Genomic DNA, 22,880 nt, shown 5'->3' on the forward strand with positions numbered 1-22,880 from the left:
GCTACCTGTCGTAGAATGTCTGCAAGATGATGGTGCTTCGAGTTCTCACGTTGGCGGTCGCTCTGATCTCCTGCAGCAACTGCTCGAGGTGCCGAGGAGAGGCCACCCGCACCAGCAGCACGTAACTCTCGTCACCGGCCACGGAGTGGCATGCCTCGATACCCGGGATATGTTGCAGCACGGCAGGCGCGTCATCGGGTTGCGAGGGGTCGAGAGGAGTGATGGCGACGAATGCCGACAACAGTTGTCCGAGCGCCTCGGGGTCGACATGCGCCGTATATCCCCGAATCACCCCACGCGCCTCTAATCTGCGGACCCGCGATTGCACAGCCGACACCGATAGGCTCGCCTTCTCGGCCAGATTCGACAGGGTGGCGCGACCATCGGCCATCAGTTCACGAATCAGCAGGCGATCGATGTCATCGAGTACGGGTCTTGCCGGTGTATCCGCCATCAGCGAAGGCTAACCCAGCGGACGCTGCTCGTGGCGAAAACTTTCAGTCGTTAACTCGCCGTACCCATCCGAGACCGTCCAGCGACCCAAAGCCACAGCGGAGCAACCGATGACACACACGCTCGACGACCATTTGACCAAGGATCTCGCCGCCCGCGCGACGCAGTGCCTGCGCGCGCTCGGCGCGCAGCAGCCGATAGCGGGGGAGTTACCCGCGCGTACTCCGATTACCGGTGGCACGCTGCTGACCCTGCGCGCCGATGCCATCGACGAGGTGGATGCCGCGATCGACCGAGCGGCGCGGGCATTCCGCGACTGGCGCGGCGTACCGGCGCCGGTGCGCGCCGCCGTGGTGCGGCGGTTGGCCGAATTGCTCACCGCGCACAAGGCCGAACTCGGCGAGCTGGTCACCCTGGAGGCGGGGAAGATCGGCGCCGAGGCGGTCGGCGAGGTGCAGGAAATGATCGATATCTGCGAGTTCGCGATCGGGTTGTCGCGGCAGCTGTACGGCAGGACCATGCCATCGGAGCGGCCCGGACATCGACTGATGGAGACCTGGCATCCGCTCGGCGTGGTCGGGGTGATCTCGGCCTTCAACTTCCCGGTCGCGGTATGGGCGTGGAATACCGCGATCGCGCTGGTCTGCGGTGACACGGTGGTGTGGAAGCCATCGGAGACGACACCGCTGACCGCACTGGCCTGCCACACCCTGTTGCGCCGCGCGGCCGCCGATGTCGGCGCGGATCCCGAAGTGCACCAACTGATTCAGGGCGGGGCCGAAGTCGGGTCCCGGCTGGTCGACGACGAGCGCGTAGCGCTGGTCAGCGCGACCGGTTCGGTGCGGATGGGCCGCATCGTCGCACCACGGGTGGCCGCGCGATTCGGGCGGTGTCTGCTGGAGCTGGGTGGCAATAACGGTGCGATCGTCACCCCGACAGCGGATTTGGAGCTGGCGGCGCGCGGTATCGTCTTCGCCGCGGCGGGCACGGCCGGGCAGCGCTGTACGACATTGCGGCGGCTGATCGCGCACGCCGATATCGTCGGACCGTTGCTCGATCGGGTCGCTGGCGCGTATCGGCAACTGCGCGTCGGCAATCCGCTCGATGACGGTGTGCTGGTCGGTCCGCTGATCAATGGCCGAGCCTACGAGGGAATGCGCGCGGCGATCGACCGCGCACTCGCCGACGGCGGTGAACTGGTGTGCGGCGGTGAGCGCGTCGACGGCTTCGGCGACGACGCCTTCTACGTGCGTCCCGCGATCGTGCGCATGCCCGCCCAGACCGCGGTGGTGCGCGAGGAGACCTTCGCACCGATCCTGTACGTGCTGACCTACCACGATTTCGATTCCGCCGTCGCCATGCACAACGGTGTGCCACAGGGGCTTTCCTCCGCCGTGTTCACCGGCGACCAGCGCGAGGCCGAACGCTTCCTCGCCGCCGACGGCTCGGACTGCGGCATCGCCAATGTCAATATCGGGACCTCCGGTGCAGAGATCGGCGGCGCGTTCGGCGGTGAGAAGCACACCGGCGGCGGACGGGAGTCCGGCTCGGATTCGTGGAAGGCGTATATGCGTCGGGCCACCAACACCGTCAACTACTCCGACCAGCTCCCCCTCGCCCAGGGCATCCAATTCGGCTGAGCCGCCGTCCCGTTCGGCCCCGCGATAAATCACTCGCCGAGCCGTCTGGCGCAGTGGTTTGTCAGGTGGTGTACGTGACCACGCCGAGCTCGGCGACCGCGGCCTCGACTGCCACCAGGTCAACGGTGGCGAGCCGCGCGGCGACCGCGGCCGCCTGCTCCCCGGCAGTACTCCGAAGGCTGAGTTCTCCAGGGTTGGGCAGGCGATGCTTTCAGCGCCGAAGTGCGCGGCCCACAGTGCATGATCTGACGCACTCGGGTAAGCGTCTCCGGTGAGGAAGTGATTCAGCGAGGCACTGAAGTGCATACGCCTGGCCGCGGTCGCGATGGCCACCCTCACGGCACACGCTGAACCACCGATCACCCCAAGTTGCCTATAGCAATTGTTGCATACTGCTATTAATATGGTTTGGGCAACCACCCAAGGCGATTGCCCAATTCGGGGCCCGATGGGAGGAAATCCGTGGTCACGGCGGCCGAGCAGGGTCAGGAAACGCGCGCCAAACTGATGACGGCCGCGGTCGAGCTGATCGCCGAGGCCGGGTGGGGCGCGGTGACCACGCGGATGGTCGCCGACCGCGCGAGCGTACGACCAGGATCGGTGCACTACCACTTCCCGTCGGTGACCGACCTGCTCATCGACGCGTCGTTGCGGCTGGCACGCACGGAATACGACACCGTGATGGCCGGAGTGCTGGCGGCATCCGGGCCGGCCGCGATGTCTCAAATGCTCATCGCGATCGGTTCCTACACCGGGACGGATACGGCAACGGTGGCGATGAGCGAGATGATGCTGGCCGCCACCCGTCATGAGCGGCTGCGAATCGAGTTGGGACGTTTCGTCGCCGAAGCGCGTGCCGCCATGACCGCATGGCTGCGTGAGCAGGGGTCGACCGTGGACCCGGAAGCCACCGCGGCGGTGGTGCTGGCACTTGTCGACGGCCTGATCCTGCACCGCCTGATAGACCCCACCTTGCGTGCAGTGAATGTGAACGGTCCGCTGCTTCGCGCGGCGGGGTTCACCGAAAGCCCCGATAGCGAAGGAATTTCCGGTGACCGAACGCATTGATGCGAGCACACCGACGACCGACCGACCTCGCGGCGGATTCAGCCTGCGCGAAGTGTGCAAGACCTACGGCGAGGGTGAGGCCGCCGTGCACGCCCTCACCGATATCGACCTCGAAGTAGCACCGGGCGAGCTGGTGGCGATACTCGGTGCCAGCGGCTCGGGGAAGACCACGCTGCTCAATATCATCGGCGGCATCGAATCGGCCGACAGTGGATCGGTAACCGTTGCAGGTCAGGATATTTCGAACAAACACCCGGCGGCCCTCGGGGCGTTCCGGCGCGATCACGTCGGATTCGTATTCCAGTTCTTCAATCTGATTGCGAGCCTCACCGCGCGGGAGAACGTCGAGATCATCGTCGAGCTGACCGGCCGTGGCGAGCGGCGCCAGGTTCCGGACCTGCTGGCGGCGGTCGGGCTGAACGATCGCGCGGATCACTTCCCGGCCCAGATGTCGGGCGGTCAGCAGCAGCGGGTGTCCATCGCGCGTGCGCTGGCGACCGACCCGGACCTGCTACTGGCCGACGAACCGACCGGCGCACTGGATGTCGCCACCGGACGCGGTGTGCTCGAGCTGCTGCAGCGCACCAGCCGCGCGGGACGCGGCGTGGTGATGGTGACCCACAACGAGGTCGCCGCCGAAATCGCCGACCGCGTGGTCCGGATGCGCGACGGCCGCATCGTCTCCGCGGACATCAACGCCGCCCCCGCCGACGCCGCGACCATCAGGTGGTGATCGTCGTGTTGCCCGCATCGAATCGCGTGCTGCCCAAGAAGATGCTGCGCGACCTGCGCCGCCGCAGCGCACAGGTCGCCGCGATCGCCGCCACCGTGCTGCTCGGTGTGCTGCTGTTCGTCGCCAGTTACGATTCGTTCCGCAACCTCGAAACCTCGTACCAGCGAACCTATGATCGGCTGCACCTGGCCGACTTCACCGCCACGGGGGGCGACCCGGCGAACATCGTCGCGGCCGTCCGGGCCGTAGACGGCGTCGAGCGGACCAGGGTACGCACCCAGGCCGACGTCCCGTTCTCGATCGGCGACACCAAACTCCTCGGGCGCGTTGTGGGGCTACCCGAAGTGGCGGGACCGAGTGTGAACGACATCGACCTCACCGCCGGAAAACTGCCCGACCCCGACCGTCTCGACCAAGTGGTTGTCGAGCACCATGCCGCCGATACCTTCGCCTTGAAGGTGGGCAGCGGACTTCGGATCTTCGATGGCACCGCGTGGCATCCGGTGGCCGTCTCCGGGATCGCCCGATCGGCCGAATACCTGTGGCCCGCCCGCAATCGCCAGGACGTGCTCGACGACCCGCACGCATTTGCGGTCGTCTATGCACCGCAAGCCGAAGCGTTGCGCCTGACCGGGCAGCCGCGACCGAATCAGACGCTGGTCGAAATGGCCAGCACGGCAACGGCATCCGAGCGCGACAAGGCGGCCTCGGTGCTGCGATCGGGGGGCGCGCTCGATGTCGCGCCCCAGGCCGATCAGCCCTCCAACGCCACACTGCGCGAAGACCTCAACGGATTCTCCGAACTCGCCCTTGGTTTCCCGGCCTTGTTCCTGACGGCCGCGGCGATCGCGGAGTACGTGCTGATCACCAGGCTCGTCCAGACCGAACGCCCGATCATCGGCACTCTGCTCGCGATGGGCGCCCGCCGCCGGACGGTGATCGGCCACTACGTGAGCTATGGCCTCGGCATCGCCGCTGTGGGCGCCGCGCTCGGTGTGCTCGGCGGGTTCGTCGCCACCTCCGCTGTCACCGCGGCCTATACCTCAGCGATCGGCATACCCGACACCGTCGTCGCACACCGATTCCCTACCGCGCTCATCGGATTCGCGCTCGGCCTGCTCACCGGCCTCATCGCTGGGCTGGCCCCGGCCATCGCCGCGGTCGGCACCGCACCAGCCGAAGCGATGCGCGGCGACGGCATCCGCGCGCCCCGAGTGGGTCCACTCACCCGGTTGTCCGCGCGCTGGAATCGGATGCCGGTGGTGGCCCGTATGGCGTTGCGTTCACTCTCGCGGGGCCGTCGCCGCACGCTGGCCACCATGACCGGCACCGTACTTGCGCTGATACTGATCCTGGCCTCGGTCGGCATGCTCACCAGCATGCGCGGCGTGCTCGACATCCAGTTCCAGCAGATCGAACGCGAAGACGCGACCGCGGTGACCGACGCAGGCGCCGGTGATCTTGCCACCGACCTGCGGAAGCTGCCCGGGGTCGGCACCGTCGAGCCAGTGACGCTGACCCCGGTCACCGTCGCGGCAGCCGACGGCAAGTCGTACACGACCACGTTGAACGGGCTGGCACCCGACACGACCATGCACGGCTTCCGCACTCCAGACGGTGGCACCAGGGCCCTGCCCGCCGACGGAATACTGGCCGGCGCATCACTTTCCGAGAAGCTCGGCATCGGCGTCGGCGACATTGTCACTGTGACTGCCGCCCTCGGCAGCCCGCACCAGGTACGGGTCGCGGGTCTGCTCGACGAGCCTCTCGGCACCTTCCTCTACGCCAACGCCGAGACCGCTCGCGGGATCGGCGGAGTAGGTCTCAGCGGCTATCTACTGCGCTTCGACGGCAACACCGACCGGAACGCGCTACGAGCGTCGATCACCTCACTTCCGGGCGTCCTCGCCTACACCGACACGCACGCCCTGGAAGATCGAGCCGACCAATTCCTCGGACTGTTCTGGGTTTTCATCGTGGTGATGCTGACACTCGGCGCGATGCTGGCGTTCACCGTGATCTATGTGACCATGACGGTGAACCTCGCCGAACGGACCACCGAGCTGGCCACGCTGCGGGCCGCAGGCGTGCCGGTGCGTCGGCTCACCGCTGCACTCGCCACTGAAAACCTCACCGCCACCCTGTTCGCGGTTCCGATCGGACTCGTCGCGGGAGTCTTTGCCGCATCAGCGTTCCTGCGCTCGTTCGACAGCGACATGTTCAGCCTGCACCTATCCCTCGGTGTCCTACCACCGCTACTCGCGATCGTCTCGGTCATGGCCGCCGCCGCACTGTCCCAACTTCCCGCCGCCCGACTCGTCGAACGGATCGACGTCGCCCGCGTGGTACGGGAACGGGCTCAGTAAACCCCGCCGCTGAAACCTACTGGAGGAGAACGGAAGTGACCTTGTCAAACCTCGCCGCCGGGCTGGGCGCCCGCGCGCTCCACACCCGATGGCTGGTGCGCGCGCCCATCCGGCTCTATCGAGCCGGGCTCGGGTTCCTCTTCGGTACCCGGATGCTGATGTTGCAACATATCGGGCGCATATCCGGCGAACGCCGATTCGTCGTGCTCGAGGTCGTCGACCGGCCCGCGCCGGACGAGTTCGTCATCGTCTCCGGGTTCGGCACGAAAGCCCAGTGGTACCGCAATATTCAGGCACACCCACAGGTCCGGATCTCCACCGCCAGGTGGCGCAATGTCGCCGCGATCGCGACTCCGATGACCGACGACGAATCAGCGACCGCGCTCGAGCATTACATCCACCACCATCCCGGCGCTTGGGACAAGCTGCGCGGCACCATCGAACACGCAACCGGAAGGCCGGTCGACACGCTGCCGATGGTTCGGCTGAAGGTATCGACCGCCACATCCTGATCACCACCCCGCCACTCGGCCCGGCGCCCGGGTCTACCCGACCGACCCCGCGAGTGCGGCCGATTACCGATGATCGGCGCGTCCGCGCTCAGCGCGGTGGTGGCTCGATGTCGAGCTCCTGCAGGCTGTTTCGGTAGCGTTCAACATTGGCGAGTTTGATGTCTTCGTACCCGCGGACCACGTCGGGCAGCGCGGCGGCTCGGACGGCGCGGTCGTAGCTTGTTCGATCGAGATCTGCGGCCAGCGCCGTCACCATCTCGGTGTAGTGCGCCAGCAGGGCCCGCTCCACCCGGCGGACGTGGGCATAGCCGAACGGATCGAATTTGGTGCCGCGCAGGCGCTTTCCCTGCGCCAGCACGCGCAGCGCGAAATGGCTGCGCGGGCCGAGGCCGATCTTCTTCTTGCGTCCCATGGCGCGCAGGACGGGTGGGTGCAGCCGGTAGGTGAGGTCGGCGCCGTCGGGGAGTTGCTCGGCGACCTCGGCGAGGAAGATCGGATCCGTCAGTCGGCGGGCGACTTCGTATTCGTCCTTGTAGGCGGTGAATTTGTAGAGGCCGCGGGCCACCTGCTCGCTGAACTCGGTGCGGTCGGTGACGCGCTGCTCGGCCTCCCACATGCGTTGCACGGTGCGGACATAATCGCGGGCAGTGCGCACGCCTTGGAAGCCGATCAGTTCAGCGGCCCGCAATTCGAGCAGCCGCCTGGTCTCACCCATCGCGGTCACACCGTCGAAAAGATCCGCCGGAATGGCGGCCTCGGCACGTTCGCGCACCTTGCGGCCGGTGGCGGCGGCGAATTCGGCGGGTCGGGCGATGGCCGCCCGGCCCCAGCGAAATGCCGCGATATTGGCGTGCACGGCGACACCGTTGATCTCGATGGCCTCCTCGATCGCCCACGCCGGCAGGCGCAGGCCACCGATCTGGTAGGCGGCACCGACCAGCAGGAAGTTGGCGGCGGCGGTATTGCCGAACAGCACCTCGGCCGCGGCCAGCGCATCGAAGGAGCGCACCGAATGCGATACCTGCTCGAGCCGGGAAAGCAGTTCGCGCTCTTCGGGATACGCGATGGTCCGGTCATAGACCATTTCGCCGGTCGGGGTCCTGCTGGTCGACGCGACGGATAACGTGGTCTGCGTCGAGCCGTAGGCCAGATTCTTGTTATCGGTAGCGGCGAGCAGGTCGAAGGCGACAATGCAGTCGGCCGAACCGGGTGCCAGCCGGTTCGCCGGTTCCAATTCGCCACTCGCGAAACGCAGGTGCGAGACGACCGGTCCGGCCTTCTGGCTCAGGCCGATCTGATCCAGGCTCGCCACCTCGTATCCGGCGCGCATCGCCGCCGTCGCCAGCACCTGGTTCACCGTGACGATGCCGGTACCGCCGATGCCAGCGAGAAAGACATTCTGGGTTGTCGCCGGAACAGCGTTCGGGAGGTCGGGCAGCACCGGCGGCTCGGCGCGTCGAATTCCTTTACGCTTCTTCGCTTTCGCCGGATCCGGCAATTCGACGGTGACGAAGGACGGGCAGTCACCGTCCATGCAGCTGTAGTCGGTATTGCACGAGGTCTGATCGATCCGGGTCTTGCTGCCGAATTCGGTGTCGACCGGCTGCACCGACAGGCAGTTGCTCTTGACGCCGCAGTCACCGCAGCCCTCGCAGACCGCTTCGTTGATGACCACCCGGGTCTGCCGGACCGGCAGGGTGCCCCGCTTGCGTCGGCGGCGCGCGTCGGCGGCGCAGTGCTGGTCGTAGATGAGCACGGTTACGCCCGGAATCTCACGCAGCGTGCGCTGCGCCTCGTCGAGCCGATCCCGGTGCCACAGGAGGGTTCCAGCGGCGAGGTCGCGCTTGCGGTACTTCTTGGGTTCGTCGGCGCAGATGATGATCTGCCGCACGCCCTCGGTGGTGAGTTTATGGGTCAGCATCGGCACCGCCAGAGCGCCTTCGGCGTCCTGTGCGCCGGTCATCGCGACGACATCGTTGTAGAGCAGCTTGTAGGTGATGTTCACGCCCGCGGCGATACAGGCCTGCACGGCGAGTTGGCCGGAGTGGAAATATGTTCCGTCACCGATGTTCTGGAACAGATGCGGCACCGTGGTGAACGGTGCCTGCCCGATCCACTGCGTACCCTCACCACCCATTTGGGTCAGCCCGGTGACCTTGCTGTCATCGCGGCCCGACATCGTCACCATGGTGTGGCAGCCGATGCCGCCACCGGCCAGCGATCCCTCCGGTACGGCGGTGGACCGGTTGTGCGGGCAGCCGCTGCAGAAGTAGGCGGCGCGCTTCGCGGGCAGCACGGCCAGCGACAGTGGTTGCGGCAAGGGACGTTTCATCTCCAGCTGGCCTTGGAGCGCACGGCGCAGCGGTGCGGCGATCCGACCCGAAGTGAGCTCGCCGTCCTGGGCGAACAGCGGCCGGTTCGCAGCATCGCGCTTACCGATGATCTGCGGCGCATCTGCGGTGCCATAGAGGATTTCGCGGATCTGGGTTTCGATGAACGCGGTCTTGTCCTCGACGACCACGATTCGCTCCAGCCCGTCGGCGAACTGCCGGACCCGCTCGGGTGCGATCGGATACGGCATGCCGATACGCAGCAGCCGGACGCCCGCGCGAAGCAGTGCGTCATCGTCGACGCCGAGATCGATCAGCGCCTGGCGCACGGCGTCGAAGGTGGTTCCGGTGGCGGCGATTCCGACGGCCGCACGTGCCGGATTCACCTCGATGACATCGAGTTCATTGCCCGTGCTGTAGGCCTTGACCAGCTCCCAGCGCGGTCCGTACAGATCCGCCTCGGCGATCACACTGTCGGTCGGCGCGGCCATCGGCCGCTGAAGGTAGGTGAACGGCTCACCCTCCCATTCGATCTCGGGCACCGTGATGTCGATATCGCCCACCGTGCCCTCGACCGTCCACGCGCCATCGGCCACGTCGGCGACGATCTTCAGCGCCACCAGACATCCCGATGCCCGCGACAGCGCCACACCGTGCAGACCCATGGTGATGATCTCGCGCGCATTGCGAGGGAACAGCACCGGAATGCCCATCGCGGCGAGCGAGCGCTCACTCACCGCTGGCACGGTGGAGGATTTCGAGGCCGGATCGTCGCCGACCAGCAGGAGTACACCGCCATGGGCATTGGCGCCGTACATATTGGCGTGCCGCAGCGCATCCGTCGCGCGGTCGAGCCCGGGACCCTTGCCGTACCAAACCCCGACAACCCCATCATGGGTCGCATTGCCCGCGGGCAGATCGGCCTGACTGCCCCACACCGAGGTGGCGGCGAGCTCCTCGTTCAAGCCGGGCACAAAGGAAATATCGTGCTCGGCCAACACATTCGGCATACCGTTCAGCATCTTGTCGACGCCGCCCAGCGGGCTGCCCTGGTATCCGGAGACGAAGGTGCCGACCCGTCGTCCGGCGCGCAGATCACGAACATGCTGCTCGACGAGCTGTCGAGCGATCGCCTGGACGCCGGTGAGGACAACGGTGCCCGCGCCGACGCGGTAGCGGTCGGCAAGGTCATAGGGGGCTGGGATCAGTTCGCGGTCGGCGAGCTCGGTCATATCGTCCACCCGTCCGCTAGGCGCCGATCTGGCGCTTCGCTTCGTTGAGCATTTCTTGCCGTCATACTGTCCTTGATGAGCTGAACGCACAACCGATGCCCGCAACATTGAGCAAACTGCTCAATTCTTTCTCAACGCGATGGGCACAGGCTATGCAGGATGCGAGGTGAAATGTGACCTCGGACACGCGAGGGGAAATGAGCGGCGCCATACCCCGCGCTCGGCCGTCCAGCGGCAGTACCGACCGGCACAAGATCGTGTGCGCGGGCCGATAGGCTCGCGGTCTGCATTGTGAGGTATCTCATTCCATCGGAATCGCATCGCGAAATCGCCCGGCCTTGCGCTAATTTCGCAGCGGATGGTGCCGCTTCTCGCGGCAACCGGGTGGCCGCGGAGCCGAAGGAGGTGCGAGAAGTCTGCCGCGATCGGCTCGCGTTCGATTCGGCCGCCGGTTCCTTCTTCCCATCCGTGCAGTGAATCGCTGCGAATCCCCTTGTAGTGCCGGTCCGTCCGACGTCGGCCGAGGTGTGTCGGGGCCTTCGGTCGTGTCGTCGGTGGCGGCTGACCATCGAAGGAAAGTCTTGTCCAGAGATCTCTTCAGGATCGCGGTCCTGATCTCGAGTATCGTCTCGCTCGGGCTGTTGGGCCTGCCGGCGCAGGCCGATCCGCTCTACCCGACCCCCGATCCCGATCTGTTCTACAGCGCACCGGCCGATCTCGGTGCGCTACAGCCCGGCGATGTGGTGCGCACCCGCAAGATCGACACCGGACTCTACGTCGGCACCGAGGGCTGGCAGGTGGCGTACCGCTCCACCAACTCGCAGGGCAACCCGGTCATGGGCGTGACCACCGTACTGCTCCCGGCCGGTGTCAAGAACCCACCGCTGGTCTCCTATCAGGCGCTGATCAATTCCCTTGGCACCCAGTGCAATCCATCGCGGTCACTGTTCAATGGCGAACTGCAGGACGCGGTCGGCGCCATGCTGCCCATCGGCCGCGGCTGGGCGATCTCACTGCCCGACTACCTCGGCCCCACCGCTGCCTACGGTGCGGCGCGGTTGAGCGGCATGATGACGCTGGACAGCGTCAAGGCCGTGCAGAAGGTGGCCGACCTCGGTCTGGCCAACTCGCCGGTCGCGATCGCGGGCTATTCCGGCGGTGGCATGGCCACCGCTTGGGCGGCCGCGCTGCAACCCACCTACGCCCCGGACCTGAAGCTGACCGCCGCGGTCGCGGGCGGCATCCCCGCCGATATGGAGGAGATGGCCCTCGCCCTCGGCTTCGATCCGCACCCCGGCTTCGGGTTGGCCTTCGCCGCCGCCATGGGCTTGGAGCGCGAATATCCGAACCGGCTGCCGATCTCGGATCAGCTCAACCAGAACGGTTTGTGGTTCCGGGAATTCACGCACGACGCCTGTCGTCGCTTCCTGCTGTTCCACGGGGCCTTCCGCAGTGCCGAGCAGATGGCGGCGTCGAAGAGTCTGATGGACAGTCCAGAGGCGCGAGCGGTGTTGCGGGAGAACAGCTTGCGGTACTTCCCCGGAGTTCCAGCGGTGCCCACCTTCATCTGGCAGGGCCGCTTCGACACTCTGACCTTCTTCAATCCGGTGGCCGAGGTCGCCGACCGCTACTGCAAGGCGGGCGCGCCGATCGACTTCCACCCCTATGAAATCGCGGAGCATATGACCACCGCGGTCGCCGGTTTCGCCGACGCGTGGAACTACGTGGAAGCCCGGTTCCGGGGCGATCCGGTCCCGACCAGCTGCTGATAACAAAAGCGGTCCCGGAGGTGCGCTCCGGGACCGCTTTTGTTGGCACCGATGGTTACTCGGTGATCGAACGAACCTGCTCTTCGTACTTCGCGCGGGTTTCGCCATCGGCGGGATGCAGGGCGCGGTCACCGTCGAAGAGCCTGCGTACCAGGCGGACCGCGCGTTCGGGAGCGGCGGCCAGGGCTATATCGATGGGGCCCAAGTAGTTCGGGACGGCCACCTCGGCCTTGCGGGTGTGGCAGGTCTGCAGGATGGCGGCGGCGACGTCTTCCGGGTCGACGGTGGGCATCCCCTTGCCGAGGGTCAGGCCCGAGGACAGGCGGGTGCGTACTGCCGATGGCATGACGCAGCTGACGCTGACGCCCTGCGGCGCGAACTCCAAACGGGTTGCGGCGGACAGGCCGACGGCCGCGAACTTGCTGGCGTTGTAGACGGCGAGGCCGGGCACCGGAACCTTGCCCGCGAGCGAGGCGACATTGACGACGTGGCCGCGGCGGCGCTCGATCATGCCGGGCACCACGGCGCGCATGCCGTGGATGAGACCCCAGACATTGATATCGATGGTGGCGTGGCCGACCGCGTCGGATTCGTCGAGGAACGCGCCCGCTGGCATGACACCCGCATTGTTGACCAGGACGTCCACCGCACCGAAGTCGGCGACGACCTTGTCCCACTGCTCGCGGGCACGCACGTCGAGCTCGTATGCGTGCGCGCCGATCGCGGCCGCGGCGGATTCCGCTGCGGCGGTGTCCACATCGGCGATGGCGATCCGAGCGCCCGCATCCGCGAACAGTTCCGCGGTCGACCGGCCGATGCCGCGGCCCGCGCCGGTGATCAATACCCGCGCGCCCTTCAGGTCGATATCCGGATAAGCGTGACCGAGGATTTTCATGCGAATTCTCCTTGTTCCAGCGCCGTACGGGTGCTGTGCAGACTGTGTTCGAAGGTCGCGCGGCGGCGACGGCCGTCCATGAAGTTGGGACCCATCACCGCGAGATCGGCCGCGGTGGCACCGATGACGAGCACGCGCGTGCCCGCGGCGCGCAGCACGGCGACCTCGGCCGCGAGCTGGGCGCTCATCCGATTGCGCAGCTGCCGTTCCAGGAAATGGCCGGGACCGGTCGCGGGAACCTTGTCGACGGAGGCCATCGGTGCGAGCACCAGCACCTCATCGAGTTGTCGTGCCGCGAGTAGATCCACCGATGCGCTCGATCCGGCGCCGCCGTCGACGAAGCGCCGCCCCGCGATGGTTACGGGTGGGAACCAGCCGGGCACCGCCCACGATGCGCGCAGCGCCGCACCCAAGTCGGCAGGTGGCGCATCGGGTGCACCGAACGGAACCCGTTCTCCTGTCACGTAATCCATGCTCACCAACCAGGTCGCGGGATGAGATACCCAGGGGCGACCCGGATTCAGCCGATCCGCCAAATGCTGTAGCCAACTCGCATCGCCACCGCCAACCGGCAGCAGGCCACTGGCCGCGGTCAGCAAACGCTGTCCGGTCTTGGGCGCACGCAGGCCCAAACCCGGCCCACCCAACCGCGGCCGGGGCAGCGGCGGGAACCGTCCGGGCTCGGCACGCATATGCGCGAGCAGAATCGGATTCGTCGAGGTGCCGCGCTGCATCGCGACGAGCTCGTCCACCGCGATGCCGCTGCCGAGCATGGTGACCGTCTCCGCACCCGCGGACGTGCCGATGAGCACATCGGCCTCGCGCGGATCCCAGTCCAGCACCTCGCGGGTGGCGGCCAGCGCGGCGACGATCCAGGCGAACCCGAGCGTGCCACCGCAGCCGATGGCCAGGCCGCGCCGATGCGACCCGTTCTTGTTACCCATGGTTTCAAACACTAGCAGAATTCAAATACCTTCGGTATCCGAAATCTATCGGTACGTAGAATCACCGGTATGGCACGTCTGACCCGGTCCGAAAGTCAGGCCCGCACCAGGGCCGATCTGATCGCGACCGCACGCGATCTCTTCCTGGCCGAGGGCTATGCGAAGACCAGCCTCGAGCGCGTCGCCGAGGAGGCGGGCTATTCGAAGGGTGCGGTCTACTCGAATTTCCGCACCAAGAAGGAGCTGTGCCTGGAGGTGCTCGCACTGATCCACGCGACGAAATTCGGCGAGGTGACCGATCTGCTCGCGGCGGGCGAGACCTTGGACGATCAGCTGGCGCGGTTCCACGAATGGGCCGAGCGGACCATCGGCGATGTCGGCTGGACCCTGCTCGAATTCGAATTCGCCACGGTCGCCCGCGACGATCCGGAACTGCAGGCCGCACTGGTCTCCAGCCTCGCCATGATGCGCGGGGCCGTCGCGGCGCAGCTGCAGACGCTCTCGGACACGATCGGAATCCCACTGCCGATACCCGCCGAAGATGCCGCGACCGCGGTCCTGAGCTTGGGTATCGGCCTGGGCATGCAACGGGCCGTTGATCCTTCGATACCCGCTCGGCTGATCACCGACGCGGTGCGGCTGCTCGTGACGGTCGGCGCGGGACCGCTGCGTGGGATGAGTACGAATCTCACGCCGTGAAGTGCAGCGTCCATTCGCCGCGGTAGTGCAGCCGGGTGACGCTGCCCGGCGGAATGTCGATCCGCCAGAACGATTTCGGCGGGGCGTCCAGGGTCACCAGCAGCGCCGCACGGATTACCGCCGGATGGGTGACCGCGATGGTCGACATGCCCTCGGATGCGATTTCGGCCATCCAGTACCTGGTCCGCTCGACCACATCGATCACGGATTCGCCGCCGTGGCCACGGAATTGCGGGTCGGTCAGCCAGGCGTATAGCTCGTCCTGGGGCACCGACATCAGTTCACCTCCGCGCCACGCCCCCGCGTCCAGATCGCGCAGTCGAGTGTCCTCCTCGCCCGGAAGTCCCATCAGCGCAGCGGTTTCCACGGTCCTGCGCTCGGGTCCGGTGAGTACGCGAGCCGCGGTCAGGCGCCCACTTGCCGCGATTGCTCGGCGACCGGCCTCGGTCAGCGACTCATCGACTGGAAAACGTGCCTTTCGCATCGCCTCGGTCATACCATGGCTGACCAGGTCGAGTCTGAGCACCTTCTGCACGTTTGGAAGCGTACGGGGCGTCAGTGGTGGTCGTACTTCGATTGCCACCCCTTCGCTCGGCTCCCGTGTCACCGCGGGCCATTTGCCGGACTCGAGCGTTTCACCAGCGCCCGCCGGGTTGTCGGTGCCCAGGTGCACACTGATGCTATGGCTCAATTCTCCACCGCGACCCAGGAGTGGTTCGACGGCGCCTTTCCCGCGCCGACGGCCGCCCAACTCGGCGCGTGGAAAGCCATTGCCGCAGGTGAACACACATTGGTCGTCGCGCCGACCGGTTCGGGTAAGACGCTGTCGGCATTCTTGTGGGCCATCGATCAGCTTGCGACAAGGGCGAAGCCGGAGGGTAAGACGGCGCGCGGCACCTCGGTGCTCTATGTGTCACCGCTCAAGGCCTTGGCGGTGGATGTCGAGCGGAATCTGCGAGCACCGCTGGTCGGGGTCACCCAGACCGCGAAACGGCTGGGGCTGGATCCGCCCGCGATCAGCGTCGGTGTCCGCTCCGGCGATACCAGTGCGGCGGATCGGCGATCGATGCAGCGCACACCGCCCGACATTCTGATCACCACACCCGAATCGCTGTTCCTCATGCTCACCTCGGCGGCCAAGCAGACGCTGTGCGAGGTCGGCACGGTCATCGTGGACGAGGTGCACGCCATCGCGGGTGGGAAGCGCGGTGCGCATCTGGCGCTGTCGCTGGCCCGGTTGGATCTGCTGACCGAGCGGCCCGCTCAGCGGATCGGACTCTCGGCGACGGTGCGGCCCCCCGAGGAGGTCGGACGATTCCTGGTGGGAAATGCGCCGATCACCATTGTCTCGCCGCCCGCGCCCAAGACCTTCGATCTGTCCGTGCAGGTACCGATCACCGATATGACCGAGCCGGGCGACTCCGATCAGCCCGGCTCGATCTGGCCGCATGTGGATGAGGCGATCGTGGATCTGGTGCTGCAACACCGGTCATCGATCGTCTTCGCGAACTCGCGCAGGCTCGCCGAGCGGCTCACCGCGCGGCTCAACGAGGCCTACGCGGCTCGGCTCGGCGATGCCGTCGAAACGGATCACAAACCGCCCGCGCAGCTGGGCGCGTCCACCGAGGTGATCCATGGTGCGGAACCGCTGCTGGCCCGCGCGCACCACGGTTCGGTGAGCAAGGAGCAGCGGGCGATCATCGAGGACGATCTCAAGAGCGGACGGCTGCGCTGCGTGGTGGCCACCAGCAGTCTCGAACTCGGAATCGATATGGGCGCGGTCGATTTGGTGGTGCAGGTGGAGGCGCCGCCGTCGGTGGCCAGCGGATTGCAGCGGGTCGGACGGGCCGGACACCAGGTCGGCGAGATCTCGCGCGGGGTGCTGTTCCCCAAGCACCGCACCGATGTCATCCATTGCGCGGTCGCTGCACAGCGGATGACGGCGGGGCAGATCGAGGCGCTGCAGATCCCGGCACATCCCTTGGACATTCTGGCCCAGCAGACCGTCGCGGCCTGTGCGCTCGAACCGATCGATGTCGACGCGTGGTTCGAAACCGTGCGCGGCACCGGCAGTTACGCCGCACTGCCCCGGTCGGCGTACGAGTCGGTGCTCGATCTGCTCGCCGGTCGCTATCCGTCGGACGAGTTCGCCGAGCTGCGGCCCCGGCTGGTGTGGGACCGCGACGCGGGCACGCTCACCGGTCGCCCCGGAGCGCAGCGACTGGCAGTGACCTCCGGTGGCGCGATTCCGGACCGTGGTCTGTTCGCGGTCTACATGGTCGGCGAAAAGGCCTCGCGGGTTGGTGAACTCGATGAGGAGATGGTCTACGAGTCGCGGGTGGGCGATATCTTCGCCCTCGGCGCGACCAGCTGGCGCATCGAGGAGATCACCTTCGACCGGGTGCTGGTCACGCCCGCTTTCGGACAGCCGGGGCGGTTGCCGTTCTGGCATGGCGACGGACTCGGGCGACCGGCCGAACTAGGCGCCGCCCTCGGCGAATTCATCCGCAAGGCCGGTACGCACGGGCCGAGACGAAACGAGTCCGATCCAGATCTCGGAACCGGGGGCGACGGCAAGAAGAGCACCCGGACGACCCCGGACAACCCGATCACCGACGAGCTCATGCGCGGTGCCGGTCTCGACGACAATGCGGTCGCCAACCTGGTGGCCCTGCTCGACGAACAGCGCACGGCCACCGGACAATTGCCCACCGACAAGACGCTGATCGTCGAGCGGTTCCGTGACGAACTCGGCGACTGGCGGCTGGTATTGCATTCGCCCTACGGACTGCCGGTGCACGCGCCGTTGGCATTGGCGATCGGGGCGCGGTTGCGGGAGCGGTTCGGGGTGGATGTGGCGCCCAACGCCTCCGATGACGGCATTGTGGTGCGGCTGCCCGATACCACCGACGATCCGCCCGGTGCGGAGCTCTTCGTCTTCGATCCCGATGAGATCGATGAGATCGTCACCGAGCAGGTCGGCGGGTCGGCACTGTTCGCATCGCGGTTCCGGGAGTGTGCGGCGCGGGCGCTGCTGCTGCCCCGGCGCGATCCCGGTAAGCGCGCGCCACTGTGGCAGCAGCGGCAGCGGTCGGCGCAGCTGCTCGATGTGGCCCGGAAGTTCCCGGACTTTCCGATCCTGTTGGAGACGGTGCGCGAATGTCTGCGTGACGTCTACGATCTGCCGTCACTGCGGGATCTGCTCGGGCGGGTGGCGCGGCGTCAGGTGCGGCTGGTCGAGGTGGAGACCGCGACACCCTCACCGTTCGCCAATTCCCTGCTGTTCGACTACATCGGGCAGTTCATGTACGACGGTGACAGCCCGCTGGCCGAACGCCGGGCCGCCGCGCTGTCACTGGATTCGAGTCTGCTCGCCGAACTGCTCGGCCGGGTGGAGCTGCGAGAACTACTGGACGCCAGCGTTATCGAGCAGACCGAGCGGGAGTTGCAGCGGCTCACCCCCGAACGGCAGGCGCGAGACGCGGAGGGACTGGCCGATCTGCTGCGGCTGCTCGGACCGCTCACCGCCGAGGAGGCGACGCTGCGCTGTGTCGGTGCGGCGGCTGCCGTTTCACTCGACGATGACGAGCCCAGCGAGACCAGGCATGCTGGCCCACCGCAGGGTGACCCGACCGAATGGTTCGCCAGCTTGCTGAAAGCCAAGCGCGCACTGGAGGTTACCTTCGCCGGTAGAACCTGGTGGGTCGCGGTGGAGGACGCCGCACGCCTGCGCGATGCGCTCGGCGTACCGCTGCCGATCGGCACCCCGGCCGCCTTCATCGAACCGGTCGCCGATCCGCTCGGCGATCTGATCGGGCGCTACGCCCGCACCCATGGACCGTTCACCACCGAGGCGGTGGCCGCCCGCTTCGGCCTCGGCACCGCGGTCGCCGCGACGGCGCTGCATCGGCTGATAGTCGAAAAACGCGTGGTAGAAGGCGAATTCAGCCCGGCGGCCAGCGGCTCGGAGTGGTGTGACGCGCAGGTGCTGCGCCGGTTGCGCCGCCGCTCGCTGGCGGCCGCCCGGCACGAGGTGGAACCGGTCGCCACCGCCGCCTTCGGCCGCTTCCTGCCCTCGTGGCAGCACGTCGGCACCGGTGAACTGCGTGGAGTCGACGGGGTCGCAGCCGTGGTGGAACAGCTTGCCGGAGTGCCGATTCCCGCGTCCGCGTGGGAATCGCTCGTGCTGCCCGCCCGGGTCCGCGACTACTCCCCCGCCCTATTGGACGAACTGATGGCCACCGGCGAGGTCATCTGGTCCGGACACGGTGCCATTACCGCGAAGGACGGCTGGATCGCACTGCATCTGGCCGATCAGGCACCGTTCACCCTGACACCCGCCGACGAGATCGAACTGTCCGAGGTGCACCTGCGCCTGCTCAACGCGTTGGGGGCATCGATCACGCCGTGGACTCCCATCGATTCCGGTGCGCAGACATCGCTCAGTGCGCCAGGATCGGGCACCGACCAGGTCGTATCGCTGGATGACGAGGCGGCACCGGGAGTTTCAGCGGAGCGGGACCGCCCGACAGACCCAGGCGGTGCACCACTTCGACTTCCGCCTGTCCTGCACGGCGGCGGCGCGTACTTCTTCCGGCAGCTCGCCGACGCCACCGGACTACTCGACGACCCCCGGGTCGCGGCCGCACTGTGGGAACTCGTCTGGGCGGGTGTCGTCTCCGGTGACACATTCGCACCCGTGCGTGCGCTGCTCTCGGGCACGGCACGGACCACAACCGCCCATCGCACGCCACGGCGCGCACCGCGCGGACGGGCGTATCTGCCGCGCCCGAATCTGCCGACCAGATCCGGACCGCCCGCGGTGGCCGGCCGCTGGTCGCTACTGCCGGAACGGGTGGCCGACAACACCCTGCGCGCCCATGCGACCGCCGACACCCTGCTGGAGCGCTACGGCGTGCTGACCCGCGGCTCGGTGCAGAACGAGGGCGTGCCCGGCGGCTTCGCGCTCATGTACCGCGTGCTCACCGAATTCGAGGATCGCGGCCGGTGCCGCCGTGGCTATTTCGTCGATTCGCTCGGCGGCGCCCAGTTCTCCACCACCGATGTGGTGGACCGATTGCGCTCCTTCGATACCGATCGCGCACGGCAGGGCACCGGCGGACAACGCCGAAGCACCGCATTCGCCTTGGCCGCCAGTGATCCCGCGAACCCCTACGGCGCGGCACTGCCCTGGCCGAAGGGACCATCCGAGGGCGCCGGCCACCGCCCCGGACGCAAGGCGGGCGCGATAGTCGTGCTCATCGACGGCGAACTGGCGCTGTACCTGGAGCGCGGCGGCAAGACCCTGCTCACCTTCACCGAGGACCCGAACACCCGCCAAGCCGCGGCCACCGCCCTGGCCGATCTGGTGCGCGACCGCCGCGTCGACTCCTTGGTGATCGACCGAGTCGACGGAGAAACCGTGCACGGCAACACCTTCGCCGGTTTCCTGACCGAGGCCGGATTCTCCGCGACGCCGCGCGGCCTACGACTACGGAGCAAGCCGTGATCCGACGAGGGATCACCGCCCGGCCCGAACTGCGCGGCGAAGCAGGACCCGACGAGCGGACTCGTATGGAGCCGACGATTCTCCGTTCGATCCCGACCGGCCTATGGTCGAGCCATGCCTGAAGGCGACACCGTTTTCCTCACCGCGGCTCGGCTGCGGCTGGCGTTGGCGGGAAAGACGCTGATCCGCAGCGACTTCCGGGTGCCGCGCTATGCCACGGTGGATCTGGTCGGACAGCGGGTCGAGGGTGTCGCCAGCTATGGCAAACATCTTTTCGTCAGAACCGACGAGGTCAGCGTGCACACCCACCTGAAGATGGAGGGCGAGTGGCGGACCTACTGCGCCGGTGAGCGGTGGACGCGACCACCGGTCACCGCCCGGCTGGTGCTCGGCACCGACGACACCGAGGCGGTAGGCTTTTCGCTCGGTACGGTCGAGGTACTGCGGCGCGCGGAAGAACACACCGCCACCGACCATCTCGGTCCCGACCTGCTCGGCGACAACTGGGATGTGACCGAGGCGGTGCGGCGGCTGTCACGGTATCCGGCCCAGCCGATCGGCCTTGCCCTGCTCGACCAGCGCAACCTGGCTGGCATCGGCAATATCTACCGCAGCGAGATCTGCTTCCTGCGCCGCGTGCACCCGGCCACCCCGGTCGGCGAGGTCCCCGACCTGCTCGCACTGGTGCACGAGGCGCACCGCGTGCTCACCAAGGCCGCCACCGAACCACCATGGCGGCCCTTGGCCTACGGCCGGGCGCGCCGCCCGTGCCAGCGCTGTGGCACCCGCATGGTCGTCCATCTGCTCGGCGAACCCGAGCCCGAGCCCAAGCCCGGCCGAACCGCGCGCATCACCCAGTCCGACCGCATCACCCAGCGCGAACGCGGCATCTACTTCTGCCCGCGGTGCCAGCCCGAACCCGCCTGAGCACCGTCGCGCACTAGAGCCAGCGGATCTATTTGCCATTCAGTTGCTAACACTTGTCCATTTTTCAACGACTAACACCTCGGAACACCGACAAGCGGGCAGGAGCTGGCAAGCGTGATAGCAATGGGCACGGACACGCGTCGCCTGATCGCGATTGCCAGTCGGCTGTTCACCGCGCTGCTCGCCATCGCCGCAACCGCAGCTTTCAGTTATCTGCTGCTGCACACATTTTCACCGGCCGGCGACTCGGACACCCCGCAACCAACACCACCGGCCACATCGACAGTGCGCCAGTTTCCAGAACTCACTAGACCGGTCGTCATAGTTCGCGTACCGTAGGGCGGGTGGCACCTCGCACCGACTCGCGCCAGCGCTTCATTGACGCCGCGGCCGACCTCTTCCACACCCAGGGCTATCACGCCACCGGCTTGAATCAACTCGTCAGCGCGGGCGGCGCACCCAAGGGCTCGCTGTATTTCCACTTTCCGGGCGGCAAGGAACAGCTCGCCGCCGAGGCTCTCGCCCAGTCGGGCAGACAACTGCACGACCAACTCGACGCGATCCTCGCCAATGGCGGCGATCTCGATACCGTCTTCGACGCCCTGACCGCACTGCTGGTCGATTCCGACTTCGAACGCGGCTGCCCGATCGCGACCATCGCACTCGACGCGGGACGCGAGAGCGAACCGATCAGGCAGGCCTGCGTCACCGGTTTCGAATCCTGGCGGGTGTCGATCGAAAAGTTCCTGCGGGACAAGGGGATCGATCGACCGCGCGCCGCCGAATTGTCCACCGTCGCCCTCGCCATGATCGAGGGCGCCCTGCTGCTCGCCAAGACCCAACGCGATACCGCCCCGCTGCGGGCCGTCGCCGCTCATCTGCGTACCACCTTCGAACGGGAGCTTTCCTGATGCGAGTGCACCACCTCAACTGCGGAACCATGCGCCCACTCGGCGGACGACTCGTCGACGGCACCGGCAGCATCTTCCGCCGCGCCGAACTGGTCTGCCACTGCCTGCTCATCGAACTCGATGCCGGACTCGTCCTGGTGGAGACCGGTCTGGGCGAGCAGGCGGTGCACCGGCCCGAGGAATGGCTCGGCCGCCGCTTCGTCCGGCGCAACAACCCCGTCCTCGACCTGACCCAGACGGCAGCGCATCAGATCGAAGCGCTCGGCTACCGGCGCGAGGACGTTCGCGATATCGTGCTCACCCATCTCGATCTCGATCACGCGGGCGGCATCGCCGACTTCCCGCACGCCCGGGTGCACGTTCACGCCGAAGAGTTGAACGCCCTGCAAGGCGGACACACCCAGGAAGAACGCCTGCGCTACCGGGAACCTCAGTTCCGGCACGGTCCGCGCTGGGAGTCGTACGCGGATACCGGCGAAAGCTGGTTCGGATTCGACGCGGTGCGCGAATTGACCGGGCTGCCACCGGAAATCCTGCTGATCCCGCTCGCCGGACATACCCGCGGTCATACCGGCGTCGCCGTCGATACGGGAAGCGGCTGGCTGCTGTCAGCGGGCGACTCGTACTTCCATCCTGGCGTCCTCGACCTGGTGCGTCCGCATCAGCCCATCGGGACGGCGCTGTTCGAAAGGAAAGTGCAGATACTTCCGGCCGCGCGCATCGAGAATCAGCGGCGGATGGGCGAACTCGTGCGCGACCACGGCGATGAGGTCACGGTGTTCTCCGCGCACAGCTCGATCGAATTCCACGCCCTGGAGCAGGTTGTCGTTTAGTCGATCCCCAAACCCTTGACGGCCCAAGCACTCCCGATTAACTTGCAAAATGTAAGTTG

Annotated in this window: 16 protein-coding genes; 11 read left to right on the forward strand and 5 right to left on the reverse strand. The window is 67.1% G+C overall.

Features of this window, described 5'->3' with window-relative positions; genetic code table 11:
• Position 1: 1 nt before the first annotated feature.
• Positions 2 to 454 (reverse strand): Lrp/AsnC family transcriptional regulator, encoded by a 453-nt coding sequence (locus tag ACQP0C_RS35800; RefSeq protein WP_040686931.1) that lies wholly within the window; start codon positions 452 to 454, stop codon positions 2 to 4.
• Positions 455 to 563: 109 nt separating this feature from the next.
• On the opposite strand from ACQP0C_RS35800, the gene amaB reads away from it, so the two are divergent.
• The 5 genes from amaB to ACQP0C_RS35825 all read left to right on the forward strand — a co-directional run bounded on the left by amaB (position 564) and on the right by ACQP0C_RS35825 (position 6,772).
• A complete protein-coding gene (amaB, locus tag ACQP0C_RS35805) occupies positions 564 to 2,093 on the forward strand; it encodes an L-piperidine-6-carboxylate dehydrogenase (RefSeq protein ID WP_433727334.1) in 1,530 nt (509 codons plus the stop codon).
• 462 nt (positions 2,094 to 2,555) lie between these two features.
• A complete protein-coding gene (locus tag ACQP0C_RS35810) occupies positions 2,556 to 3,161 on the forward strand; it encodes a TetR/AcrR family transcriptional regulator (RefSeq protein WP_433727336.1) in 606 nt (201 codons plus the stop codon).
• The gene (locus tag ACQP0C_RS35815; RefSeq protein WP_433727338.1) at positions 3,145 to 3,894 is read left to right on the forward strand and encodes an ABC transporter ATP-binding protein; all 750 of its coding nucleotides are present in this window, start codon (positions 3,145 to 3,147) and stop codon (positions 3,892 to 3,894) included. The genes ACQP0C_RS35810 and ACQP0C_RS35815 overlap by 17 nt, the downstream gene beginning before the upstream one ends.
• Complete coding sequence (locus ACQP0C_RS35820; protein ID WP_433727340.1) at positions 3,891 to 6,260, forward strand: ABC transporter permease; 2,370 nt, start codon at positions 3,891 to 3,893, stop codon at positions 6,258 to 6,260. The genes ACQP0C_RS35815 and ACQP0C_RS35820 overlap by 4 nt, the downstream gene beginning before the upstream one ends.
• 35 nt (positions 6,261 to 6,295) lie before the next feature.
• Positions 6,296 to 6,772 carry a nitroreductase family deazaflavin-dependent oxidoreductase gene (locus tag ACQP0C_RS35825; protein WP_433727342.1) on the forward strand — a complete coding sequence of 159 codons (477 nt, stop codon included), beginning with the start codon at positions 6,296 to 6,298 and terminating at the stop codon, positions 6,770 to 6,772.
• Positions 6,773 to 6,860: 88 nt separating this feature from the next.
• On the opposite strand, the gene ACQP0C_RS35830 is transcribed toward ACQP0C_RS35825, so the two are convergent.
• A complete protein-coding gene (locus tag ACQP0C_RS35830) occupies positions 6,861 to 10,334 on the reverse strand; it encodes an indolepyruvate ferredoxin oxidoreductase family protein (RefSeq protein WP_433727344.1) in 3,474 nt (1,157 codons plus the stop codon).
• Between the two features lie 602 nt (positions 10,335 to 10,936).
• Here ACQP0C_RS35830 and ACQP0C_RS35835 point away from each other — a divergent pair.
• Entirely contained in the window at positions 10,937 to 12,103 is a 1,167-nt protein-coding gene (locus ACQP0C_RS35835; protein ID WP_433734747.1) for a lipase family protein, read from the forward strand.
• Positions 12,104 to 12,158: 55 nt separating this feature from the next.
• On the opposite strand, the gene ACQP0C_RS35840 is transcribed toward ACQP0C_RS35835, so the two are convergent.
• Both ACQP0C_RS35840 and ACQP0C_RS35845 read right to left on the reverse strand, forming a co-directional pair.
• Positions 12,159 to 12,998, reverse strand: a complete 840-nt coding sequence (locus tag ACQP0C_RS35840) for an SDR family oxidoreductase (RefSeq protein WP_433727346.1) — start codon at positions 12,996 to 12,998, stop codon at positions 12,159 to 12,161.
• Positions 12,995 to 13,942 (reverse strand): patatin-like phospholipase family protein, encoded by a 948-nt coding sequence (locus ACQP0C_RS35845; RefSeq protein WP_433727348.1) that lies wholly within the window; start codon positions 13,940 to 13,942, stop codon positions 12,995 to 12,997. The genes ACQP0C_RS35840 and ACQP0C_RS35845 overlap by 4 nt, the downstream gene beginning before the upstream one ends.
• Positions 13,943 to 14,011: 69 nt before the next feature.
• Here ACQP0C_RS35845 and ACQP0C_RS35850 point away from each other — a divergent pair, with 69 nt between their 5' ends.
• Positions 14,012 to 14,641, forward strand: coding sequence for a TetR/AcrR family transcriptional regulator (locus ACQP0C_RS35850; protein WP_433727350.1), 630 nt, complete (start codon positions 14,012 to 14,014; stop codon positions 14,639 to 14,641).
• Here the strand turns inward: ACQP0C_RS35850 and ACQP0C_RS35855 are convergent.
• Complete coding sequence (locus tag ACQP0C_RS35855) at positions 14,631 to 15,176, reverse strand: histidine phosphatase family protein (RefSeq protein WP_433680755.1); 546 nt, start codon at positions 15,174 to 15,176, stop codon at positions 14,631 to 14,633. The two genes, ACQP0C_RS35850 and ACQP0C_RS35855, sit on opposite strands and share 11 nt — an antisense overlap.
• 147 nt (positions 15,177 to 15,323) lie before the next feature.
• On the opposite strand from ACQP0C_RS35855, the gene ACQP0C_RS35860 reads away from it, so the two are divergent.
• The 4 genes from ACQP0C_RS35860 to ACQP0C_RS35875 all read left to right on the forward strand — a co-directional run bounded on the left by ACQP0C_RS35860 (position 15,324) and on the right by ACQP0C_RS35875 (position 22,821).
• Entirely contained in the window at positions 15,324 to 20,150 is a 4,827-nt protein-coding gene (locus ACQP0C_RS35860) for an ATP-dependent helicase (RefSeq protein ID WP_433727352.1), read from the forward strand.
• Between the two features lie 114 nt (positions 20,151 to 20,264).
• Positions 20,265 to 21,077: a DNA-formamidopyrimidine glycosylase family protein gene (locus tag ACQP0C_RS35865; protein ID WP_433727354.1), complete on the forward strand. Its 813-nt coding sequence runs from the start codon at positions 20,265 to 20,267 to the stop codon at positions 21,075 to 21,077.
• A gap of 344 nt (positions 21,078 to 21,421) precedes the next feature.
• On the forward strand, positions 21,422 to 21,988 hold the full coding sequence (locus ACQP0C_RS35870; RefSeq protein WP_433727356.1) for a TetR/AcrR family transcriptional regulator: 567 nt from the start codon (positions 21,422 to 21,424) through the stop codon (positions 21,986 to 21,988).
• Entirely contained in the window at positions 21,988 to 22,821 is an 834-nt protein-coding gene (locus ACQP0C_RS35875; RefSeq protein ID WP_433727358.1) for an MBL fold metallo-hydrolase, read from the forward strand. Before ACQP0C_RS35870 ends, ACQP0C_RS35875 begins: the two co-directional genes overlap by 1 nt.
• The last annotated feature ends 59 nt before the right edge of the window (positions 22,822 to 22,880 follow it).

It is taken from the genome of Nocardia sp. CA-129566 (assembly GCF_050956075.1).
In the GTDB taxonomy this organism is placed as follows: domain Bacteria; phylum Actinomycetota; class Actinomycetes; order Mycobacteriales; family Mycobacteriaceae; genus Nocardia.

Bases quoted from the DNA above. Each gene is read 5' to 3' on its own strand.
- ACQP0C_RS35800 (WP_040686931.1), bottom strand. From the start codon at position 454: ATGGCGGATACACCGGCAAGACCCGTACTCGATGACATCGATCGCCTG.
- amaB (WP_433727334.1), top strand. From the start codon at position 564: ATGACACACACGCTCGACGACCATTTGACCAAGGATCTCGCCGCCCGC.
- ACQP0C_RS35830 (WP_433727344.1), bottom strand. From the start codon at position 10,334: ATGACCGAGCTCGCCGACCGCGAACTGATCCCAGCCCCCTATGACCTT.
- ACQP0C_RS35840 (WP_433727346.1), bottom strand. From the start codon at position 12,998: ATGAAAATCCTCGGTCACGCTTATCCGGATATCGACCTGAAGGGCGCG.
- ACQP0C_RS35845 (WP_433727348.1), bottom strand. From the start codon at position 13,942: ATGGGTAACAAGAACGGGTCGCATCGGCGCGGCCTGGCCATCGGCTGC.
- ACQP0C_RS35850 (WP_433727350.1), top strand. From the start codon at position 14,012: ATGGCACGTCTGACCCGGTCCGAAAGTCAGGCCCGCACCAGGGCCGAT.
- ACQP0C_RS35860 (WP_433727352.1), top strand. From the start codon at position 15,324: ATGGCTCAATTCTCCACCGCGACCCAGGAGTGGTTCGACGGCGCCTTT.
- ACQP0C_RS35865 (WP_433727354.1), top strand. From the start codon at position 20,265: ATGCCTGAAGGCGACACCGTTTTCCTCACCGCGGCTCGGCTGCGGCTG.
- ACQP0C_RS35875 (WP_433727358.1), top strand. From the start codon at position 21,988: ATGCGAGTGCACCACCTCAACTGCGGAACCATGCGCCCACTCGGCGGA.